We start from the raw sequence: 16878 nt of genomic DNA, 5'->3' as shown, positions 1-16878 counted from the left end.
TGTTTGTACGAATGCCTGAAACCCCATGAACGACACCCCTGAACTCGATCTCGCACCGGTTGAATTGCCCGGCGAAGACAACCTGGCCAGCTACGCCCAGCGGGCTTACCTGGAATACGCGCTCTCCGTCGTCAAGGGCCGTGCGCTGCCCGATGTGTGCGACGGCCAGAAGCCGGTGCAGCGGCGCATTCTGTTTGCCATGGACCGCATGGGACTGGGCTTTTCCGGGCCGAACAACAACACCGCCGCCAAGCCGGTCAAGAGTGCGCGCGTGGTGGGTGATGTGCTGGGTAAGTACCACCCGCACGGCGACAGCGCCGCCTACGACGCGCTGGTGCGCATGGCGCAAGACTTCAGCCAGCGTTACCCGCTGATCGATGGCCAGGGCAACTTTGGCAGCCGCGACGGCGACGGCGCTGCCGCCATGCGCTACACCGAAGCCCGGCTGGCCAGGATCACCAGCTTGTTGATCGACGAGATTGACGAAGGCACGGTGGACTTCATCCCCACCTACGACGGATCGTTCGAAGAGCCCAGGCAGTTGCCCGCTCGCTTGCCGTTCAACCTGCTCAACGGCGCCAGCGGCATCGCCGTGGGACTGGCCACCGAAATCCCCAGCCACAACCTGCGCGAAGTGGCCGACGCCTGCGTGGCGCTGATCAAGAACCCCAAACTCAGTGAAGAAGACCTGCTGACGATCCTGCCCGGCCCGGACTACCCCGGCGGCGGCCAGATCATCAGCCCGGCCGGTGACATTGCCGACGCCTACCGCACCGGCCGCGGCAGCCTCAAAGTGCGCGCGCGCTGGAAAATTGAAGACCTGGCGCGCGGCCAGTGGCAGCTGGTGGTGAACGAGCTGCCACCCGGCGTGAGCAGCCAGCGGGTGCTGGAAGAAATTGAAGAAATCACCAACCCCAAGGTGAAAGCTGGCAAGAAGGCGCTTAGCCAGGACCAGACGCAGCTCAAAGCCAGCATGCTGATGGTGCTGGACGTGGTGCGCGACGAGTCGAGCAAGGACGCCCCGGTGCGACTGGTGTTTGAGCCCAAGAGCAGCCGCATCGAGCAGCAGGAGCTCATCACCGCGCTGCTGGCCCACACCAGCCTGGAAAGCTCGTCGCCCATCAACCTGACCATGATCGGCCTGGACGGGCGGCCCACGCAAAAGAGCCTGCGGCTCATGCTGAGCGAATGGATCGAGTTCCGCCAGACCACCATCGTGCGGCGCTCGCAGCACCGGCTGAACAAGGTGCTCGACCGCATCCATATTCTGGAAGGCCGGCAGCTGGTGTTGCTCAATATTGACGAGGTGATTGCCATCATCCGCCAGAGCGACGAGCCCAAGGCTGCGCTGATCGAGCGCTTCAAGCTCAGCGACCGCCAGGCCGAAGACATTCTGGAAATTCGCCTTCGCCAGCTCGCGCGGCTCGAAGCCATCAAGATTGAGCAAGAACTGAGCTCGCTGCGCGAAGAGCAGGGCAAGCTGGAAGACATTCTGGGCAACCCCGGCAGCTTGAAGCGCCTGATGGTGAAAGAGATCGAGGCCGACGCCAAGACCTTTGCCGACGAGCGCCGCACACTGATTCAGGCCGAGAAAAAGGCCGTGGCCGAAATCAAGGTGGTGGACGAGCCGGTCACGGTCGTCATTTCCAGCAAAGGCTGGGTGCGCGCCCGCACCGGCCACGGCCACGAGGCGGGCAGTTTCGCCTTTAAGGCCGGTGACGGCCTGTACGGCACGTTTGAGTGCCGCACGGTAGACACGCTGATCGTGTTTGGCAGCAATGGCCGTGTGTACAGCGTGCCGGTGGCCAGCCTGCCCGGTGCGCGTGGCGACGGCCAGCCCATCACCACCCTCATCGAGCTGGAAAGCGGCACGCAGCCCATGCACTACTTTGCCGGCCCGGCCAACGCCACGCTGCTGCTCGCCAGCACCGGTGGCTACGGGTTTTTGGCCACGGTGGACAACCTGGTGTCGCGCCAGAAAGCCGGCAAGGCCTTCATCAGCGTGGGCGAGGGCGAAACCATCTGCGCACCGTCGCACGCAGCCAACACCTCGGGCGGCCAGCCGCTGAATGCGGCCACGCATGTGGCCTGCGCCTCCACCGGCGGGCGCATCCTGACCTTTGAAATCGCCGAACTCAAGGCCATGGAAAAAGGCGGGCGCGGTTTGATGCTGATCGACCTGGACGCCAAAGACACCCTGGCGGGTGCGGCGGCTTACACCCGCAGCGTGAAGATTGAAGGCATCGGCCGTGGCGGCAAAGAGCGCGACGAAACGCTGGAGATTCGCAGCCTCAACAACGCCCGAGCTGTGCGTGGCCGCAAAGGCAAGGCGGCCGACCTGGGCTTCAAGCCCAACCGCATCACGCGGGTGGAGTGACCGGTATGGACACCACTGCCTTGTTCGTCATCGTGGCCAGCGCTGTGCTGGCCTTCATCGTGGCCCGCGCCTTGGGCAAACGCCTGCGAGCCCGCCGTGCGGCCCAGCAGGCGCATCAGCAGCTGGCCGGGCAAAGCCGGCAGGTGCGGCGTGCGCAGGCGCGCAAAAAGCGCAACTGAAGCCCCACGATGCCCACCGCGCCCCGCTTCGGCCCCCACCTCAAGGGCTTCCCTACAGGCCACGCCGAGCTGTCGCGGGAGCAAATGGCCGAACAAGGCTGGCAACTGCTGCGCGGCGACCTCGCCTTGCCGCTGGCCGTCATCAAACAAAGCGCCCTGCAGCACAACCTGCACTGGATGCGCGATTTTTGCGCCCAGCGTGGCCTGCATCTGGCGCCACACGGCAAAACCAGCATGTCGCCCGAGCTGTGGCAGATGCAGCTGGACGCCGGCGCCTGGGGTATCAGCTTTGCCACCGTGTTCCAGGCGGTGGTGGGTGCGCGCCACGGCGTGCCGGTGCTGCTGATCGCCAACCAGGTGATTCAGCGCGCCGAGCTGGACGCGCTGGCGCTGCTGCACGCACAGCGGCCCGCGCTGCGCTCGCTGTTTCTGGTTGATTCGCTCGGGCAGGTGGATCAGATCGAAGCCTGGGCCGCGGCCCGTGGTTTCAAGGGCCAGTTTGAGGTGCTGCTGGAACTGGGCATGATCGGCCAGCGCACCGGCTGCCGCACAGCAGGGCAAGCGCGGCAGGTCGCGCAACGCATCGCCGCCAGCCCGGCGCTGCGGTTGGCGGGTATCGAGTGTTACGAAGGCACCACCGCCACGTGTGACCACGCCAAAGACCGCGCCACCGTGCAGCACCTCATGGACCGTGTGGACGCGGTCGCGCGAGAAGCCATCGCGTGCGGCTGGTTTGCACAAGACGACGAGATCATCTTTACGGCCGGCGGCTCGGCCATTTTTGACTTGGTGGCCGAGCGGCTTGCACCCGAACTGGGCCGCCCGGTGCGGGGCGTGCTGCGCTCGGGCTGCTACCTCACGCACGACCACCAGCGCTACACGCGCTACCTGTGCTGTGTGGGCGAACGCCTGAACCTGCGCGAAACGCTCAAACCCGCGCTGGAAGTGCTGGCCTGCGTGCAGAGCTGTCCCGAGCCAGGCCTGGCGCTGCTGAGCATGGGCAAGCGCGATGTGTCTTACGACCTGGACCTGCCACAGCCCGTGTGGCGCTCACACGGCAACGGTGGGGCACCACAACCGGTGCCAAGCCACTGGCGCATAGACGCCCTGAATGACCAGCACGCCTACCTGCGCTACGACCCGGCAGCGCCCGAGGCCGAATGGCCCGGCTTGGGCGAGACGGTCGCCAACGGTATCTCGCACCCTTGCACCACGTTCGACAAATGGCGCTGGTTGCCGGTGGTGGACGACGCCTACCGCGTGGTGGACGCTGTGACCACCTGGTTTTGACGGGGTATGGTCTATGGCCGGTTCGTCAACGCAGCACTTTTGAACGATGTCAAGGAGCCCTTCTGTGAGCCTGATTCTGAAACAACCCATCACGGGCCCGGCGGCCTGGCGCGGTGCTGATCTCGCCGGTGACTTCGCGTGGCTGCACCAACTCAGCCGCGCCTCGGTTGCGGAGCTTGACGCAGCGCTTGCGCACGTCAAAGCACAAGGGCTGAGCTTCCCCCATTTCAGCAAAGAAGACTTCCCTCTCCAGGCCTTGTTACCCGATCTTCAGCGTTGCGCCGACGAACTGGAAAATGGGCGCGGCTTCCTGGTGCTGCGGGGCCTGCCGGTGGAGCGTTACACCGACGACGACATCAACACCGTTTACTACGGCCTGGGCTTGCACCTCGGTGTGCCTGTGCGGCAGAACCCCCGGGGCGACCTGCTGGGCACGGTGATGAACGTGGGCGATGCCAGCGACAAAAACACCCGCGTCTACGAGACCAACCTGTATTTGCCCTACCACTCCGACCCGTCCGATGTGGTGGGCCTGCTGTGCGTGCGCAAAGCCAGAGCGGGCGGGCTGAGCAGCTTGGTGAGTGTGGCCGCCATCTACAACGAAATATTGGAAAAGCACCCCGAGTACCTGGGCCTGTATTACCGGCCTCTGTACTTTGCCCACTTGTGCGAGCCGCAGCCCAGCCTGTCGCCCATCTTCAGCCACCACCAGGGCAAGCTCAGTTGCCGTTACCTGCGCCAATACATTGAGCTCGGTCACGAGATCCGTCAGCAGCCGCTCTCGCGGGTGGAGGTCGAGGCGCTGGACCTGTTCGATGCTGTCATGCACCAAGCCAGCATCCGCCTGGACATGATGCTGGAGCCTGGCGACCTGCAGTTTGCCAACAACTACGCCGTGCTGCATTCGCGCAACGATTTTCAGGACGATGCCGACCCCGCGCTGCACCGAAAAATGGTGCGTCTGTGGCTCAAGATGCCCAACGCTCGCGTCCTGGCGCCCGAGTTTCCCGGACGCAATGGTTTCCCGGCGCCGGGCGAAACCGTCTAGAACCGGGGCTCTGCGCAGGTGTTGGGGGAATGCCTCTAATTTTGTTGCAGTGCAGCAAAAACACTTGCCATCTGCGGGAATACCCGTAGAATTCAACCCATGCTGCACTGCAACATAAATCGGCGACCCGATGCATGTTCTACCGGCGGCTCCCCTGTCACCTCCACTTTAAGGAAACCGAAATGAACATGAACAACCCCGCCGACCAGATCATCGCCGCCAACAAAGCCAACATGGACGCCTTCGAAGCCGCCTTCAAAAAGGCCTTCACCGGTGCAGAAAAGCTGGTGGAACTCAACATGGCCGCTTCCAAAGCCGCCGTGAGCGAGTCTTTCAGCCACGCCAAAGCCGCCATGTCGGCCAAGACGCCCCAGGAATTCATGACCCTGCAAACCGGTTTCTTCCAGCCCCTGGCTGAAAAGTCGACCGCTTACTTCCAGCACGTGCAGAGCATTGCCACCGAAGGCAGCGCCGACATCACCAAGCAGATCGAAGCCAACATGGCCGACGCACAAAAAGCCTTCGGCGCCTCGGTGGACCAGCTCGTCAAGAGTGCACCAGCCGGTTCCGAAACCGCTGTGGCCGCTTTCCAGAGCGCCCTGAGCAACAGCCAGAAAGCTGTTGAGTCGGCCCAGGCCAGCATCAAGAAAGCCACGGCAGCCGCCCAGGCCAACTTTGCCGTGGCCACCAAGCAGACCACCGACATGGTGAAAAAAGCCGCTAAGGCTGTCTGATTCCGGTCTGACGCAAACGGTCTTTGGGCCGTTGGCTCCACCGAAACAAAAAAGGCTCCCTCGGGAGCCTTTTTTGCGTGGGTGCGTTGCCCGTTTGCTGCGGTTACGCGTAGTGCGACCACATGCGCAACACCTTCACCAAGCGCTCTTTTTCGAGCACCTGGTACACAAGCCGGTGCTGGATGTTGATGCGCCGTGAATACGCCCCTGCCAAATCACCCACCAGCTTCTCGTAAGGCGGCGGGTTCTGAAAAGGGTTCTCTGTCATCACAGCCAGCAGTTCCTGCGCTTTGGCTTTCAAGCCACTGGCGGCTAGCTTCTGGGCGTCCTTTTGCGCGTGTTTGGTGAAGACAAGCTCCCAGTTCACCAGTCCAGCTCCGTGGCGCAGCCGTCTAACGGCTCGGCCATGCCTTCCTTGATCGACTCACGCATGCCCGGCACAGAAAGCAAATACAACGTTTCCTGGATCGCTCGCCAGTCTTCGGCAGACACCAGCACGGCATTGTTGCGCTTGCCCACAATGGTCACCGGATGGTGCGACTCGGCTGCCTGATCCATCAGGCGGTAGAGGTTGGCGCGGGCTTCGCTGGCGGTAAGGGTGGTGGTCATGGTGAGCTCCTGATGTTGAGGAGCGTACGTTTTTAGGTACGTTTGGTCAAGCTGGAAATTTTGGTGGCAAAAGGCAAGACGGTATCTGACCCTCATGCCCACGACCCTCTCATGCCCGCGCGTGGGCAAAAGGCAAGACCTGACCCTCGTGCCCGAGCCACTTTCAGGTCGTGCTTTGCGAAGACGACGGCCCAGCTCACCGTCCAGCTCCGTGGTGCAACCGTCCACCGGCTCGGCCATGCCTTCCTTGATCGACTTGCGCATTCCCGGCACTGAGAGCAGAGTCAGCGTTTCCTGGATCGCCTGCCAGTCCTCAGCCTAAACCAGCACCGCGTCGTTGCGTTTGCCAATGATGGTCACAGGCTGGTGCGACTCTGCCGCCTGGTCCATCAGGCGGTAGAGGTTGGCGCGGGCTTCGCTGGCGGTGAGGGTGGAGGGCATGGCTTTCGCCCGCGATCCTGAGGCGTACGTTTTCAGTACGTTACGTCAAGTCGATCCTGGCTGGGTTTTTTGGGCAAAAGGCAAGACTTGACCCCGCTGTTTACGTGCCGTGCCGGACCCCCTTGCTGGTTTGCCTATTATTAGTCTTCAAGGGTTCCATCGCTGTTATAGGAAATTCCGTTGCCAAGGTATCTTCCTTCCGCGCCAAGCAGGTCGCTCATTGATTGGTCCCAGCTTCTGGACCTGGCAATTGAATCAAGGTGTCTAATGTGGCTTTCGTAGCTAGGGAATTTTTGCCCGAAAATTTCACGACCAATGAAATCCATTCTCTCTATTAATATTTTTGGAATTTGATTTTTGAGTGTCTCTTTTTGTTCTTGTGTCAACACTGCGAAGACTCTATCTGGAATTGTCAACTCCTTTGCGAGCTTGTTGACGGCATCGTTGTTGATGTTGAATTGATATCGTGAAAATGCTTCTCCCCAAATGCTTCCATCCATTTCCACTTCCACATTGCTGTCATCGGTTGGGTCTAATTCTGCAAGTGATTCTGCTAGACTAAAGTCGAATGTGTACCTGCGTGAACTTGTAGTGTCGTTGTTGTATTCAATTTGCGTCGGGATTTCTCCTCTTTCTATTTGTTCATTTGTTAGTCTTCGGAAATTGTTGACGAATTTCGATAGCATGAACTCCGCGACAATTTCAGGGCCGCCAACTTTTGATTTAATTATGCAGCGGTCTGGTGTATTCTCGCATTCTGTGCCATCTGAGTAAGCTAGAATGACCAAATGTTTGACGAACTTTGAACTTCCAAGTGAAATCACATGATTTATGGAATCTAGGTCTTGTTTGTTTTGAAATATATTATTCTTCTCCTCGTTTGTTAAATGATTTGTGGCCAAATAAATGTCCAGCCATCCATTTTCTGGGTTGTTGCCTTTGACTAAGTGTTTGCCGTTGTCAAGTATATGAATCCCATCTGTTTGTTCGCCGCCTCGTGCTGCTATCACCAATGAGTTTCCGCTTTTGTCTACTATCATGTCTGGGATATCATTTGTGCAAAATTGCAGTTCGTCATAGAGAAAAAAGAGGGCAAAAGATTGATCTTTGAAGAATTTCATTTTTAAGCGAGGTATTGGTTTGACTTCGTCCTTTAATGGCGTAGATGCTTTTTGATTAACTGTGTCAGACCGCTTTTCCATCAATCCTGTAGAAGAATCCACCTGCCACATGGTGTAGGCTGCGCAGTTCACTGGATGCATTCTCGAAGTGCCAGCGCCCGCGGCTGAACACCCGTTCATCGGCCCAGGCGCTGACCACTTCGGCCAAGATCAGGTCGTGTGGTCCCGCTACATGCGCGGTGGCGGGCAACACGCGGCATTCCATCCAGGCGATGGCACCTTGCACCAGCGGGCAGGCCGTGAGAGGCCCGAGTTCGAAGACCACGCCGCAGCGTTGCAGTTTGTCGGGGTGGTCTTTGCCACTCTCGCCGCCCACCGCGCGGGTCAGGTCGACCTGGGCGACGCAGGGCACGCAGACGCTGAGCACCCCGCTGGCGTCCACGAGTTCGCGGGTGAGGGTGGCTTTGTCGATGACGACCGCCAGCTTGGGCGGCGTGAAGTCCAGCGGCATGGCCCAGGCCGCAGCCATGACGTTGACGCGCCCGGCGTGCGCGCTACCCACCAGCACAGTGGGGCCGTGGTTGAGCAGGCGGCTGGCCTTGTCGAGCGGGATGGGTTGCATGGCCATGTCCTCACTCCTTCCTGAAGAGGGGTGGAGGTTTAGCCCAGCTCAGCGATCAGTTCGATTTCCACGCAGGCACCCAGCGGGATCTGCGCCACACCGAAGGCGCTGCGGGCATGGGCGCCGACCTTTGGGCCGAACACTTCGCCCAGCAGTTCGCTGCAGCCGTTGGTGACGAGGTGTTGTTCGGTGAAGGTGCCGGTGCTGTTGACCAGGCTCATGACCTTGACGATGCGGGTCACGTCGTCGAGCGTCTTGCCGGCGGCCAGGCAGGCGGCAGCCAGGGTGCCCAGGAGGTCGATGGCGATGGCGCGGGCGGCGAGCTTGCCTTCTTCGGTGGTGGTGGTCAGGCCGAGCTGGCCGACCCAGGGTTTGCCGTCTTTCTTGGCGATGTGGCCGCTCAGGAACACGAGGTTGTCGGTCTGCACGAAGGGCACGTAGGCGGCGGCGGGGATGGCCACGGGGGGCAGTTCGATGCCGAGTTGCTTCAGCTTGTCGTAAACGCTCATGGGAAGGCTCCAGAAGTGGGGGTGGCGGGGCCTGCGGCGCGTGCGGCGGCAGGGGTGCAAACCATTCTAGTGGCGGGGTTGGGCCTCAAGCCAACCCGTCGATCTCATCGGGTGGCGCCACGGTGACGGCCACGCTGAGGGTGTGGCGTGCGCCACCCTGAATGACGCCGCGCATGGGCGAGACGTCGGAAAAGTCGCGCCCGGTGGCGAGGGTGACGTAGTCTTCGCCTGGGCTGCCCCAGCCGCAGCGGTTGTTGGTGGGGTCGAAGTCGAACCAGGCGCCGGCTGCCGTGGCGGGTGGGCTCTCTGCACCGGCTTGTGGTTCCTCAGCGTTCTCAGCTTCAGCGTCTTCTGGGTCTTGCGCTGCGCGGCTCGCATCACGGCCCAGCATGTCAGGCGGGTAGGGTACGTACACCGACACCCAGGCGTGCGAGGCGTCTGCGCCAATGAGGCGGGGCGTGCCGGGTGGCGGCCGGGTGAGCATGTAGCCGCTCACATACCGTGCAGGTAGGCCCAGGCTGCGCAGGCAGCCGAGCATGATGTGGGCGAAGTCCTGGCACACGCCCTTGCCTTGTGCCAGCGCCTGCAGGGCGGGGGTGTTGACCTCGGTGCTGGCCGTCTCGTATTTCAGCTCGTTGTGGATGCGTTCCATGAGCGCGCGCGCCGCTTCGAGCATGGGCAGGCCGGGTTTGAAGGCGGCGCGGGCGAAGTCGGAAAAGGCGTCGTCGCGCGGCACGCAGGGGGAGGCAAACAGGAATTCGCTGGCGGGGTCAAACGGGGCCCGGGCCCGGTAGCGGAAGTGCTCGCGCACCGATTCCCAGGTGCGTTTTTGCCATGCAGTGCTGTGGGGCAGTTCGGCCGGGGCACAAGTTTCCACTTCGCTGTCGGCTTCTACGGTAAGCGAGTCGTGCGGCGCTTGCAATGAAAAAAAGGTGCGCAGGTTGCCAAACACGTCGGTTGTCTGGCTGCGGCTGGCGGGCTCGGGGTGCACGCGCAAGGTGTGCGACAGCACCCGCTGCCCCGCCGTGTCCACCGGCGACAGGTGCACCATGTGCTGCGACATGTCGATGCTGCCCTGGTAGCGGTAGGTGGTGCGGTGAAGAATCCTCAAGAGCATGTCAGATCGCCATTCAGCCGATGCGTGGGTTGCTGGCATGCCAAGAGCGTCCAGCCGGGAACACCGCGGAACCGGCTTTGCCGGGCCGCTGGTGTTGCCCCCTTGAGGGGGTATGCGGCTACGCGCAGCGAGCAAGCAACGGGGGGGAGCATGTTCATAGGCTCTGGTTTTGCCGGTCGGCGTGGCTGAAATGCAGGCGCGAAATTTCGTTGGACAGGTTGCCGGCGGCCAGTTCGCAGGCGTCGAGCAGGGTGACCAGTTCGCCCCAGGTCCGCTGGCTTTCGGGTGATTGCTGACTGTGGCTCAGGTCGGTGAGCACCCAGGTCTCGGGATCGGGCAGATCCATGGCGAGTTGCGCGTCTTGCGGCATGGCGCTGAGCGCCAGTTTGGCCAGGCGCGCACGCAGTGTTTGCACCACCCAGGCGAGCGAGCGCGGGTTGTCGCGGTCCATCACCAGCAGGTCGATCAGCGCCACCATGTCGCGCCGCTGCTGGTACTGGGCGTGGAAGGTGATGGTGCTGTCGAACAGGGCCACCACGGCCTCGAAGCCGTCCGGGTCGTGCAGGCAGCCGTGTTCCAGCCCAAGCCTGAGGGCGCGTGACAGGGTGATGAGCCGTTCGATGTGCCGGCCGACCGAGAGCAGGCGCCAGCCGTCGTCGCGGACCATTCGGTCGGTCTGTGCGCCAGTGATGGCTGCCAGCAACTCGCTGGCATTTTGCAACGCGGCCAGCGCCTCGGTGGTGGCGTATTCGGCATCAGCCGCCATCGCGGTGCAGTCGTGCGCGAAGGCGGCTTCGGTGCGCTCAATGAGGTTCCAGTGTTCTTGCGACAGGCGTTCGCGCACCTGAGCAGCCGATGCCTTGAGGGCGCGCAGGTTGAAGCCCACGCTGTACGACTGCCTGGCCTGCGGGCTGCCCGCCGGGGGCGCCAAAGCGGCCATGAGACTGCGGGCAAACACACGAGGCGACTGGACGGCGCCCGGCACGTCGGGCAGCACCAGCGCGTGTTCGCGGGCGGTGGCCGACAGCCAGGCCATGAGCGTGGGGGCGTTGGGCTCTTCGCCACCCAGGTGTTTCAGCACGATCTGGGCCAGCCGGATGCTGTTTTCCGTGCGCTCGGTGTAGCGGCCGAGCCAGAACAGGTTTTCAGCCGCGCGGCTGGTGACCGGGCGTTTCTGGGTGGCAATGGTCAGCGTGCTGGGCGCTGACTGCAGCAGCGTGGTGCGGTCCACCGCGCCTTCGGTGAGCACCCAGCAGTCGGCGCTTCTGCCGCCGCGCTGCATGGCGGCAATGAGTTGGCCGCGCGGTGCCAGCCGCACCAGGCCGCCGGGTAGCACCCGCCAGCTCTGCGGGCCGTCGGCCAGGGCGAACACGCGCAGCATGGCCGAGCGCGGCGCAATGGACCCCACACCCGGCGCTGCCTGGCCCGCTGAGGGGGTGCCGTCGTTTTTGGTACGGTCCGGCGAACCACGGGGGCGCTCGTCGGCCCAGGTGGGCGTCTGGCTGAGTGGCAGCCAGGCCTGCACGGTGTAGTCCTCGGGGTGGCGCACCATGCGGCCCGACCATTCGTCGAGTTCGCGCGCGCTCAGGCTCTGGCCCATGGCGGTTTCCAGGCCCGAGCGCGGGTAGGTGGGCTTGATCACGCTGTTTTTCAACAGCGGCAGCACCTCGCGCAGGGCAGCGTCTTCGCCGCACCACCAGGTGGCCAGCGACGGCAGGGCCAGTTCTTCGCCCAGCAGGTGGCGGCTGATGGCGGGCAAGAAGCCCAGCAAGGCGCTGGATTCGAGCGGCGCCGAGCCCGGTGCGTTGGCCAGCAGCAGGTTGCCCGCGCGCAGCACCTGCAGCAGGCCGGGCACGCCCAGGGTGGAGTCCGAGCGCAGTTCCAGCGGGTCCAGCCACTCGTCGTCCAGCCGCTTGATGAGCGCGTGCACCGGCTCCAGGCCCTTCAGGGTCTTGAGGTACAGGCGCTGGTCGCGCACGGTGAGGTCGTTGCCTTCCACCAGCGTGAGGCCCAGGTAACGCGCCAGGTAGGCGTGTTCAAAATAGGTTTCGTTGTAGGGGCCGGGCGTGAGCAGGGCGATGCGGGCGTTGTCGCCCTCGGGCGCCATGGCCTTGATGCCGTCCATGAGCGCGCGGTAGCTGGCCGCCAGGCGCTGCACTTTCATGTCGGCAAACGCCTGGGGGAACTGCCGCGAAATGGCGATGCGGTTTTCAAGCAGGTAGCCTAGGCCAGACGGTGCCTGGGTGCGCTGGCCCACCACCCACCACCGGCCGTCGGGGCCGTGGGCCAGGTCAAATGCGACGATGTGCAGCCAGGTGCCGCCGGGCGGCTTCACGCCTTGCATGGCGCGCAAATAGCCGGGGTGGCCTTGCACCAGCGCGGCGGGCAGCATGGCGCGCTTGAGCAGCTCGCCTGGGCCGTACAGGTCGGCCATCATGGCGTTGAGCAGGCGGGCGCGCTGCAATACGCCGGTTTCTATATGGGCCCAGTCTTGCGGGCTGACGATGGTGGGGAAAAGGTCGAGCGCCCAGGGGCGCTGCTGGCCGGTGGCGGCGTCGGCGTAGACGTTGTAGGTCACGCCGTTGTCGCGCACCTGGCGCTGCAGGTTGTCGGCGCGGCGGTTCAGGTCGGCAAAACCGTCAGCGCCTATGTGCTCAAAGAAACTGGCCCAGTGGGGGTCCAGCGCATCTTCACTGGCTGGCTTGCCTGGCCTGTGCTGGCGCAGCTCGTCGCGGTGGCCGGCGTCTGCGGGAATGGAGAGCGACAAAGCCCAGTCCCCGGGCTGGCGGGGGCTGGGCTCGTCAAACAGCGGGTCGGGGTCTTCTTTTGTCACGGGCTCCGAGTATGCCCGCTGGGGAGCGGGCGGCCCGTGCACCGATGGAGCTCCGGGGGCTTCCTTCACGAACTTCGGCGATCCGTGCTGATCAGGTGCGCAGGTCGAGCGTGCACGGGAACTCGCGGCTCGATGCAGCGGGCGTGACCACCATCTTGCCCGGCGTGTGGCCCATCTGGAAGAAGCGCGACATGCGCCGGCTTTCGGCCTCGTAGGCGTTGATGGGGAAGGTGTCGTAATTGCGGCCACCGGGGTGGGCCACAAAGTACTGGCAGCCGCCCAGCGAGCGTTGCATCCAGGTGTCCACAATGTCAAACGTGAGCGGAGCATGCGCAGGTATGGACGGGTGCAGCGCCGACGGCGGGCTCCAGGCCTTGTAGCGCACGCCCGCCACGTAGTCGCCCACGGTGCCGGTGCTGTGCAGGGGCAGGGCCCGGCCGTTGCAGGTGATCACATGGCGGCTGTCGTTCCAGCCGCTCACCCGCACCTCAATGCGCTCCAGTGACGAGTCGACATAGCGCACGGTGCCGCCCGGCGCGCCTTCTTCACCCATCACATGCCAGGGCTCCAGGGCGCTGCGCAGGGTGAGTTCGATGCCGCGCGCGGCCACCTCGCCCACCAGCGGGAAGCGGAATTCAAAGTGCGGCTCAAACCAGGCCGGGTCGAACTTGTAGCCAAAGTCGGCCAGGTCGGTCAGCACGTCCTGGAAGTCCATGCGCACATAGGTGGGCAGCAGGTAGCGGTCGTGCAGCTCGGTGCCCCAGCGGGTGAGCTTGCCGTGCCACGGCTGTTGCCAGAAACGCGACACCAGCGCACGCAACAGCAGCTGCTGCGCAATGCTCATGCGGGCGTGCGGCGGCATCTCGAACGCACGCAGTTCCAGCAGGCCCAGGCGGCCGGTGGGCGCGTCGGGCGAATACAGCTTGTCAATGCAAAATTCGCTGCGGTGGGTGTTGCCGGTCACATCGATCAGGATGTTGCGCAGCGTGCGGTCCACCAGCCACGGGGGCATGTCCTGCCCGTAGGTCTGGCGGTTTTTCTCGATCTGCGCCAGCGCAATTTCCAGTTCGTAGAGCTGGTCGTTGCGCGCCTCGTCCACCCGCGGCGCCTGGCTGGTGGGGCCAATGAACATGCCGCTGAACAAGTACGACAGCGAAGGGTGGTTGTGCCAGTAGGCCACCAGGCTGCCCAGCAGCTCGGGGCGGCGCAAAAACGGGGAGTCGGCCGGGGTGGCGCCGCCCATCACAAAGTGGTTGCCGCCACCGGTGCCGGTGTGGCGCCCATCGGTCATGAACTTTTCGGCGCACAGCCGGGTTTCGTGGGCCGCACCGTACAAAAATTCGGTGTGGTCCACCAGCTCGCCCCAGTTGTGGGCGGGGTGGATGTTGACCTCGATCACGCCCGGGTCGGGCGTGACCTGCAGCGTTTTCAGGCGCGGGTCGCGCGGTGGCGGGTAGCCTTCCAGCACGATCGCCATGCCCAGCTTTTCGGCGGTGGCTTCCACGGCGGCGAGCAGGTCCAGGTAGTCTTCCAGCCGCTGCATGGGCGGCATGAACACATAGATGTGCTGGTTTTTGCCACCGCCTACTTTTTCGGCTTTGGGGCCATTCGCGCGGTGCGGGTCGCGCGTTTCCACACACAAGGCGGTGCGGGTGAGCCAGGCGGCCGACTCGTTGCGCTGCGGAAACTTGGCCGAGAGCGGTTGCGCCGGTGCCGCGCCGGGGCCGGGCTGGCCGGGGCGCAGGCCGTCCACGGCGGGGCCGGTGGCGTTGTAGTCCATGCCCTGCATGGCCACGGTGCCCCCTTCGGCAAAACCACCGCCCACCTGGTGGGGCGACACCTGGTGCTTCACGGTGGCGCCGGTGGGCAGCGGGTCGCGGGCGGTGTGCGGGTCTTGTTCAATGTGGTACGGGTAGTCGCCCGCCGACACCCAGGGCAGCGAGTCCAGCGGCAGGCGGTAGCCCATGGGGGAGTCGCCGGGCACCAGGTACATGCGCTCGTCGCGGAAGAACCACGGCCCGGTGGACCAGCGGGTGCCCGACACGCGGTGGTAGCCGCTCTTGCCGGTGTTGGACAGCGGGCCGTCGCCATCGGCCTGCAGCGGCAGCACAAAGCCCACCGTGGCGTCCAGCCCCTGGGTGAAGACGCGGCGCAGGCGGGCGCGCTCCAGCTCGTCGTCCAGCTTGGCGTCAAACGGGTCCACGTTGACCGGCAGGCGGCGCTCGCGCCACAGGTAATACCAGGTGTCTTCATAGCCCGGCGTGATGTATTGGGTGGACAGGCCGAGCTTGCGCGCCAGCGCCTGGGTGAAGCGGCGCGCGTCTTCGGCGTCAAAGCGGGCCTGGTCGCGTTCGTCGGCCAGCAGCGCCGGGTTGTTCCAGCAGGGTTCGCCGTCGGCGCGCCAGAACAGCGAAAGGGCCCAGCGCGGCAGCTGCTCGCCGGGGTACCACTTGCCCTGGCCCATGTGCACAAAACCGCCCGCGCCGTAGCGCTCGCGCAGCCGGCCCAGCAGCTCGGTGGCGTAGCCGCGCTTGGTGGGGCCGAGGGCGTCGGTGTTCCATTCGGCGGCGTCGCGGTCGGCGGTGGCCACATAGGTGGGCTCGCCGCCCATGGTCAGGCGCACATCGTGTTTGTCCAGGTCGGCGTCCACCGCCTCGCCCAGCGCCAGCACGCCGGCCCATTGTTCTTCGGAGTAGGGCTTGGTCACGCGGGGTGACTCATAAACCCGCGTCACGCCCATGTGGTGGCTGAACTCCACCTCGCACTTGTCCATGGCGCCTTCCACCGGCGCCGCGCTGGACGGCTGCGGCGTGCAGGCCAGCGGAATGTGACCTTCACCCGCCAGCAGGCCCGAGGTGGGGTCCAGGCCGATCCAGCCGGCGCCGGGCAAAAACACCTCGCACCAGGCGTGCAGGTCGGTGAAATCTTGTTCGGGGCCGTTGGGGCCGTCGACCGACTTCACGTCCGACTTGAGCTGAATGAGGTAGCCCGACACAAAGCGCGCCGCCAGGCCCATGTGGCGCAAGATTTGCACCATCAGCCAGCCGGTGTCGCGGCAGGAACCGCTGCCCAGCGTGAGCGTTTCTTCCGGCGTTTGCACGCCCGGCTCCATGCGGATGGTGTACGAAATATCGCGCTGCAGCATCTGGTTCACGTCCACCAGAAAGTCGATGGTGCGGCGCTCGGTGCGGTCCACCTTGGCCAGGTAGGCCTTCAGCAGGGGTGTGACCGGCGCCGTGGCCAGGTACGGCGCGAGCTCTTGCAGCTGGGCGGCGTCGTAGGCAAACGGAAACTTCTCGGCCTTGGGCTCCAGAAAGAAGTCAAACGGGTTGTGCACCGCCATTTCCACCACCAGGTCGATGGTGACCTTGAACTCGGTGGTGGGCTCGGGAAACACCAGGCGGGCCTGGTAGTTGGCAAACGGGTCTTGCTGCCAGTTGATGAAGTGGCCGGCCGGCTCGATGCGTTGGGAATAAGACAACACCTTGGTGCGGCTGTGTGGCGCAGGGCGCAGCCGCACCACCTGCGGACCGAGTTTGACCAGGCGGTCGTACCGATAATGGGTAATGTGGCTCAGGGCAACATGAATGGCCATGCTGGTGTCTTTCAACAGGGGATAAAAACAATGAATTCGCTGGCGCGCGCGTTGCCGTCGCGGCCCGTACCCATGCTAGCAAGTCTTGCGCCAGACGGCCATGGCTGCCGGCCTAGGAGCCTGCGCGGCAGAAGCGCATCGGCTGCAACGGATGGAGAAAAGTCCCACTTCGCCCCTGTTTTTCCGGCTGTGGCGACGGCCACAGTCCTCAAAAGCAGGGCCAAATTGGGCTCTTTTCCCACCCGTTTCGCTACGATGCCTTCTGCCGCGCAGGCTCCTAGGAGTCTGCGCGGCAGAACGTTTCGCGTACTGATTTGAGGACCGCTGCGCGGTGCCTCGGGCGATTTGATCGCTTCCGTTGTTTGGCGTGGTCCTTACGGCGGCCTTGGTCAGGTCTGAACGC

14 protein-coding genes are annotated in these 16878 nt (G+C 63.9%); 5 read left to right on the top strand and 9 right to left on the bottom strand.

Annotation, left to right across the window (positions count from 1 at the left end):
- The first annotated feature begins 25 nt into the window (after positions 1–25).
- The 5 genes from parC to AC0GNR_RS15680 all read left to right on the top strand — a co-directional run bounded on the left by parC (position 26) and on the right by AC0GNR_RS15680 (position 5628).
- Entirely contained in the window at positions 26–2377 is a 2352-nt protein-coding gene (gene parC / locus AC0GNR_RS15700; protein WP_472901840.1) for a DNA topoisomerase IV subunit A, read from the top strand.
- A gap of 5 nt (positions 2378–2382) precedes the next feature.
- The gene (locus tag AC0GNR_RS15695; RefSeq protein ID WP_472901839.1) at positions 2383–2556 is read left to right on the top strand and encodes a hypothetical protein; all 174 of its coding nucleotides are present in this window, start codon (positions 2383–2385) and stop codon (positions 2554–2556) included.
- Positions 2557–2565: 9 nt separating this feature from the next.
- Positions 2566–3846 carry an amino acid deaminase gene (locus AC0GNR_RS15690; RefSeq protein ID WP_472901838.1) on the top strand — a complete coding sequence of 427 codons (1281 nt, stop codon included), beginning with the start codon at positions 2566–2568 and terminating at the stop codon, positions 3844–3846.
- A 64-nt stretch (positions 3847–3910) separates the two neighbouring features.
- The gene (locus AC0GNR_RS15685) at positions 3911–4894 is read left to right on the top strand and encodes a TauD/TfdA family dioxygenase (protein WP_472901837.1); all 984 of its coding nucleotides are present in this window, start codon (positions 3911–3913) and stop codon (positions 4892–4894) included.
- Positions 4895–5076: 182 nt separating this feature from the next.
- On the top strand, positions 5077–5628 hold the full coding sequence (locus AC0GNR_RS15680; protein ID WP_472901836.1) for a phasin family protein: 552 nt from the start codon (positions 5077–5079) through the stop codon (positions 5626–5628).
- A gap of 103 nt (positions 5629–5731) precedes the next feature.
- Here AC0GNR_RS15680 and AC0GNR_RS15675 read toward each other — a convergent pair whose 3' ends face one another.
- The 9 genes from AC0GNR_RS15675 to AC0GNR_RS15635 form a co-directional block, all read right to left on the bottom strand.
- Positions 5732–5995: a Txe/YoeB family addiction module toxin gene (locus tag AC0GNR_RS15675; protein WP_472901835.1), complete on the bottom strand. Its 264-nt coding sequence runs from the start codon at positions 5993–5995 to the stop codon at positions 5732–5734.
- Positions 5992–6237 (bottom strand): type II toxin-antitoxin system Phd/YefM family antitoxin, encoded by a 246-nt coding sequence (locus AC0GNR_RS15670; protein ID WP_472901834.1) that lies wholly within the window; start codon positions 6235–6237, stop codon positions 5992–5994. The genes AC0GNR_RS15675 and AC0GNR_RS15670 overlap by 4 nt, the downstream gene beginning before the upstream one ends.
- Positions 6238–6555: 318 nt before the next feature.
- The gene (locus AC0GNR_RS15665; protein ID WP_472901833.1) at positions 6556–6678 is read right to left on the bottom strand and encodes a type II toxin-antitoxin system Phd/YefM family antitoxin; all 123 of its coding nucleotides are present in this window, start codon (positions 6676–6678) and stop codon (positions 6556–6558) included.
- Positions 6679–6818: 140 nt separating this feature from the next.
- Positions 6819–7901, bottom strand: coding sequence for a hypothetical protein (locus AC0GNR_RS15660; RefSeq protein ID WP_472901832.1), 1083 nt, complete (start codon positions 7899–7901; stop codon positions 6819–6821).
- Complete coding sequence (locus tag AC0GNR_RS15655) at positions 7864–8427, bottom strand: flavin reductase family protein (RefSeq protein WP_472901831.1); 564 nt, start codon at positions 8425–8427, stop codon at positions 7864–7866. Before AC0GNR_RS15655 ends, AC0GNR_RS15660 begins: the two co-directional genes overlap by 38 nt.
- Positions 8428–8459: 32 nt before the next feature.
- Positions 8460–8930: a RidA family protein gene (locus AC0GNR_RS15650; RefSeq protein ID WP_472901830.1), complete on the bottom strand. Its 471-nt coding sequence runs from the start codon at positions 8928–8930 to the stop codon at positions 8460–8462.
- 85 nt (positions 8931–9015) lie between these two features.
- Positions 9016–10047, bottom strand: a complete 1032-nt coding sequence (locus tag AC0GNR_RS15645; RefSeq protein WP_472901829.1) for a transglutaminase family protein — start codon at positions 10045–10047, stop codon at positions 9016–9018.
- 154 nt (positions 10048–10201) lie between these two features.
- Entirely contained in the window at positions 10202–12880 is a 2679-nt protein-coding gene (locus AC0GNR_RS15640) for a circularly permuted type 2 ATP-grasp protein (RefSeq protein ID WP_472901828.1), read from the bottom strand.
- 91 nt (positions 12881–12971) lie between these two features.
- Positions 12972–16475: a transglutaminase family protein gene (locus tag AC0GNR_RS15635; protein ID WP_472901827.1), complete on the bottom strand. Its 3504-nt coding sequence runs from the start codon at positions 16473–16475 to the stop codon at positions 12972–12974.
- Positions 16476–16878 lie beyond the last annotated feature (403 nt).

The organism is Hydrogenophaga sp. LT287, from assembly GCF_055702805.1.
The sequence above is the reverse complement of the archived record's forward strand: the minus strand, read 5'-3'. Positions and strand labels throughout refer to the sequence as shown.

Coding starts and splice junctions, on each gene's coding strand:
- AC0GNR_RS15665 (WP_472901833.1), bottom strand. CDS start 6,678: ATGCCCTCCACCCTCACCGCCAGCGAAGCCCGCGCCAACCTCTACCGC.
- AC0GNR_RS15645 (WP_472901829.1), bottom strand. CDS start 10,047: ATGCTCTTGAGGATTCTTCACCGCACCACCTACCGCTACCAGGGCAGC.
- AC0GNR_RS15695 (WP_472901839.1), top strand. CDS start 2,383: ATGGACACCACTGCCTTGTTCGTCATCGTGGCCAGCGCTGTGCTGGCC.
- AC0GNR_RS15650 (WP_472901830.1), bottom strand. CDS start 8,930: ATGAGCGTTTACGACAAGCTGAAGCAACTCGGCATCGAACTGCCCCCC.
- AC0GNR_RS15690 (WP_472901838.1), top strand. CDS start 2,566: ATGCCCACCGCGCCCCGCTTCGGCCCCCACCTCAAGGGCTTCCCTACA.
- AC0GNR_RS15680 (WP_472901836.1), top strand. CDS start 5,077: ATGAACATGAACAACCCCGCCGACCAGATCATCGCCGCCAACAAAGCC.
- AC0GNR_RS15655 (WP_472901831.1), bottom strand. CDS start 8,427: ATGGCCATGCAACCCATCCCGCTCGACAAGGCCAGCCGCCTGCTCAAC.
- AC0GNR_RS15635 (WP_472901827.1), bottom strand. CDS start 16,475: ATGGCCATTCATGTTGCCCTGAGCCACATTACCCATTATCGGTACGAC.
- AC0GNR_RS15670 (WP_472901834.1), bottom strand. CDS start 6,237: ATGACCACCACCCTTACCGCCAGCGAAGCCCGCGCCAACCTCTACCGC.
- parC (WP_472901840.1), top strand. CDS start 26: ATGAACGACACCCCTGAACTCGATCTCGCACCGGTTGAATTGCCCGGC.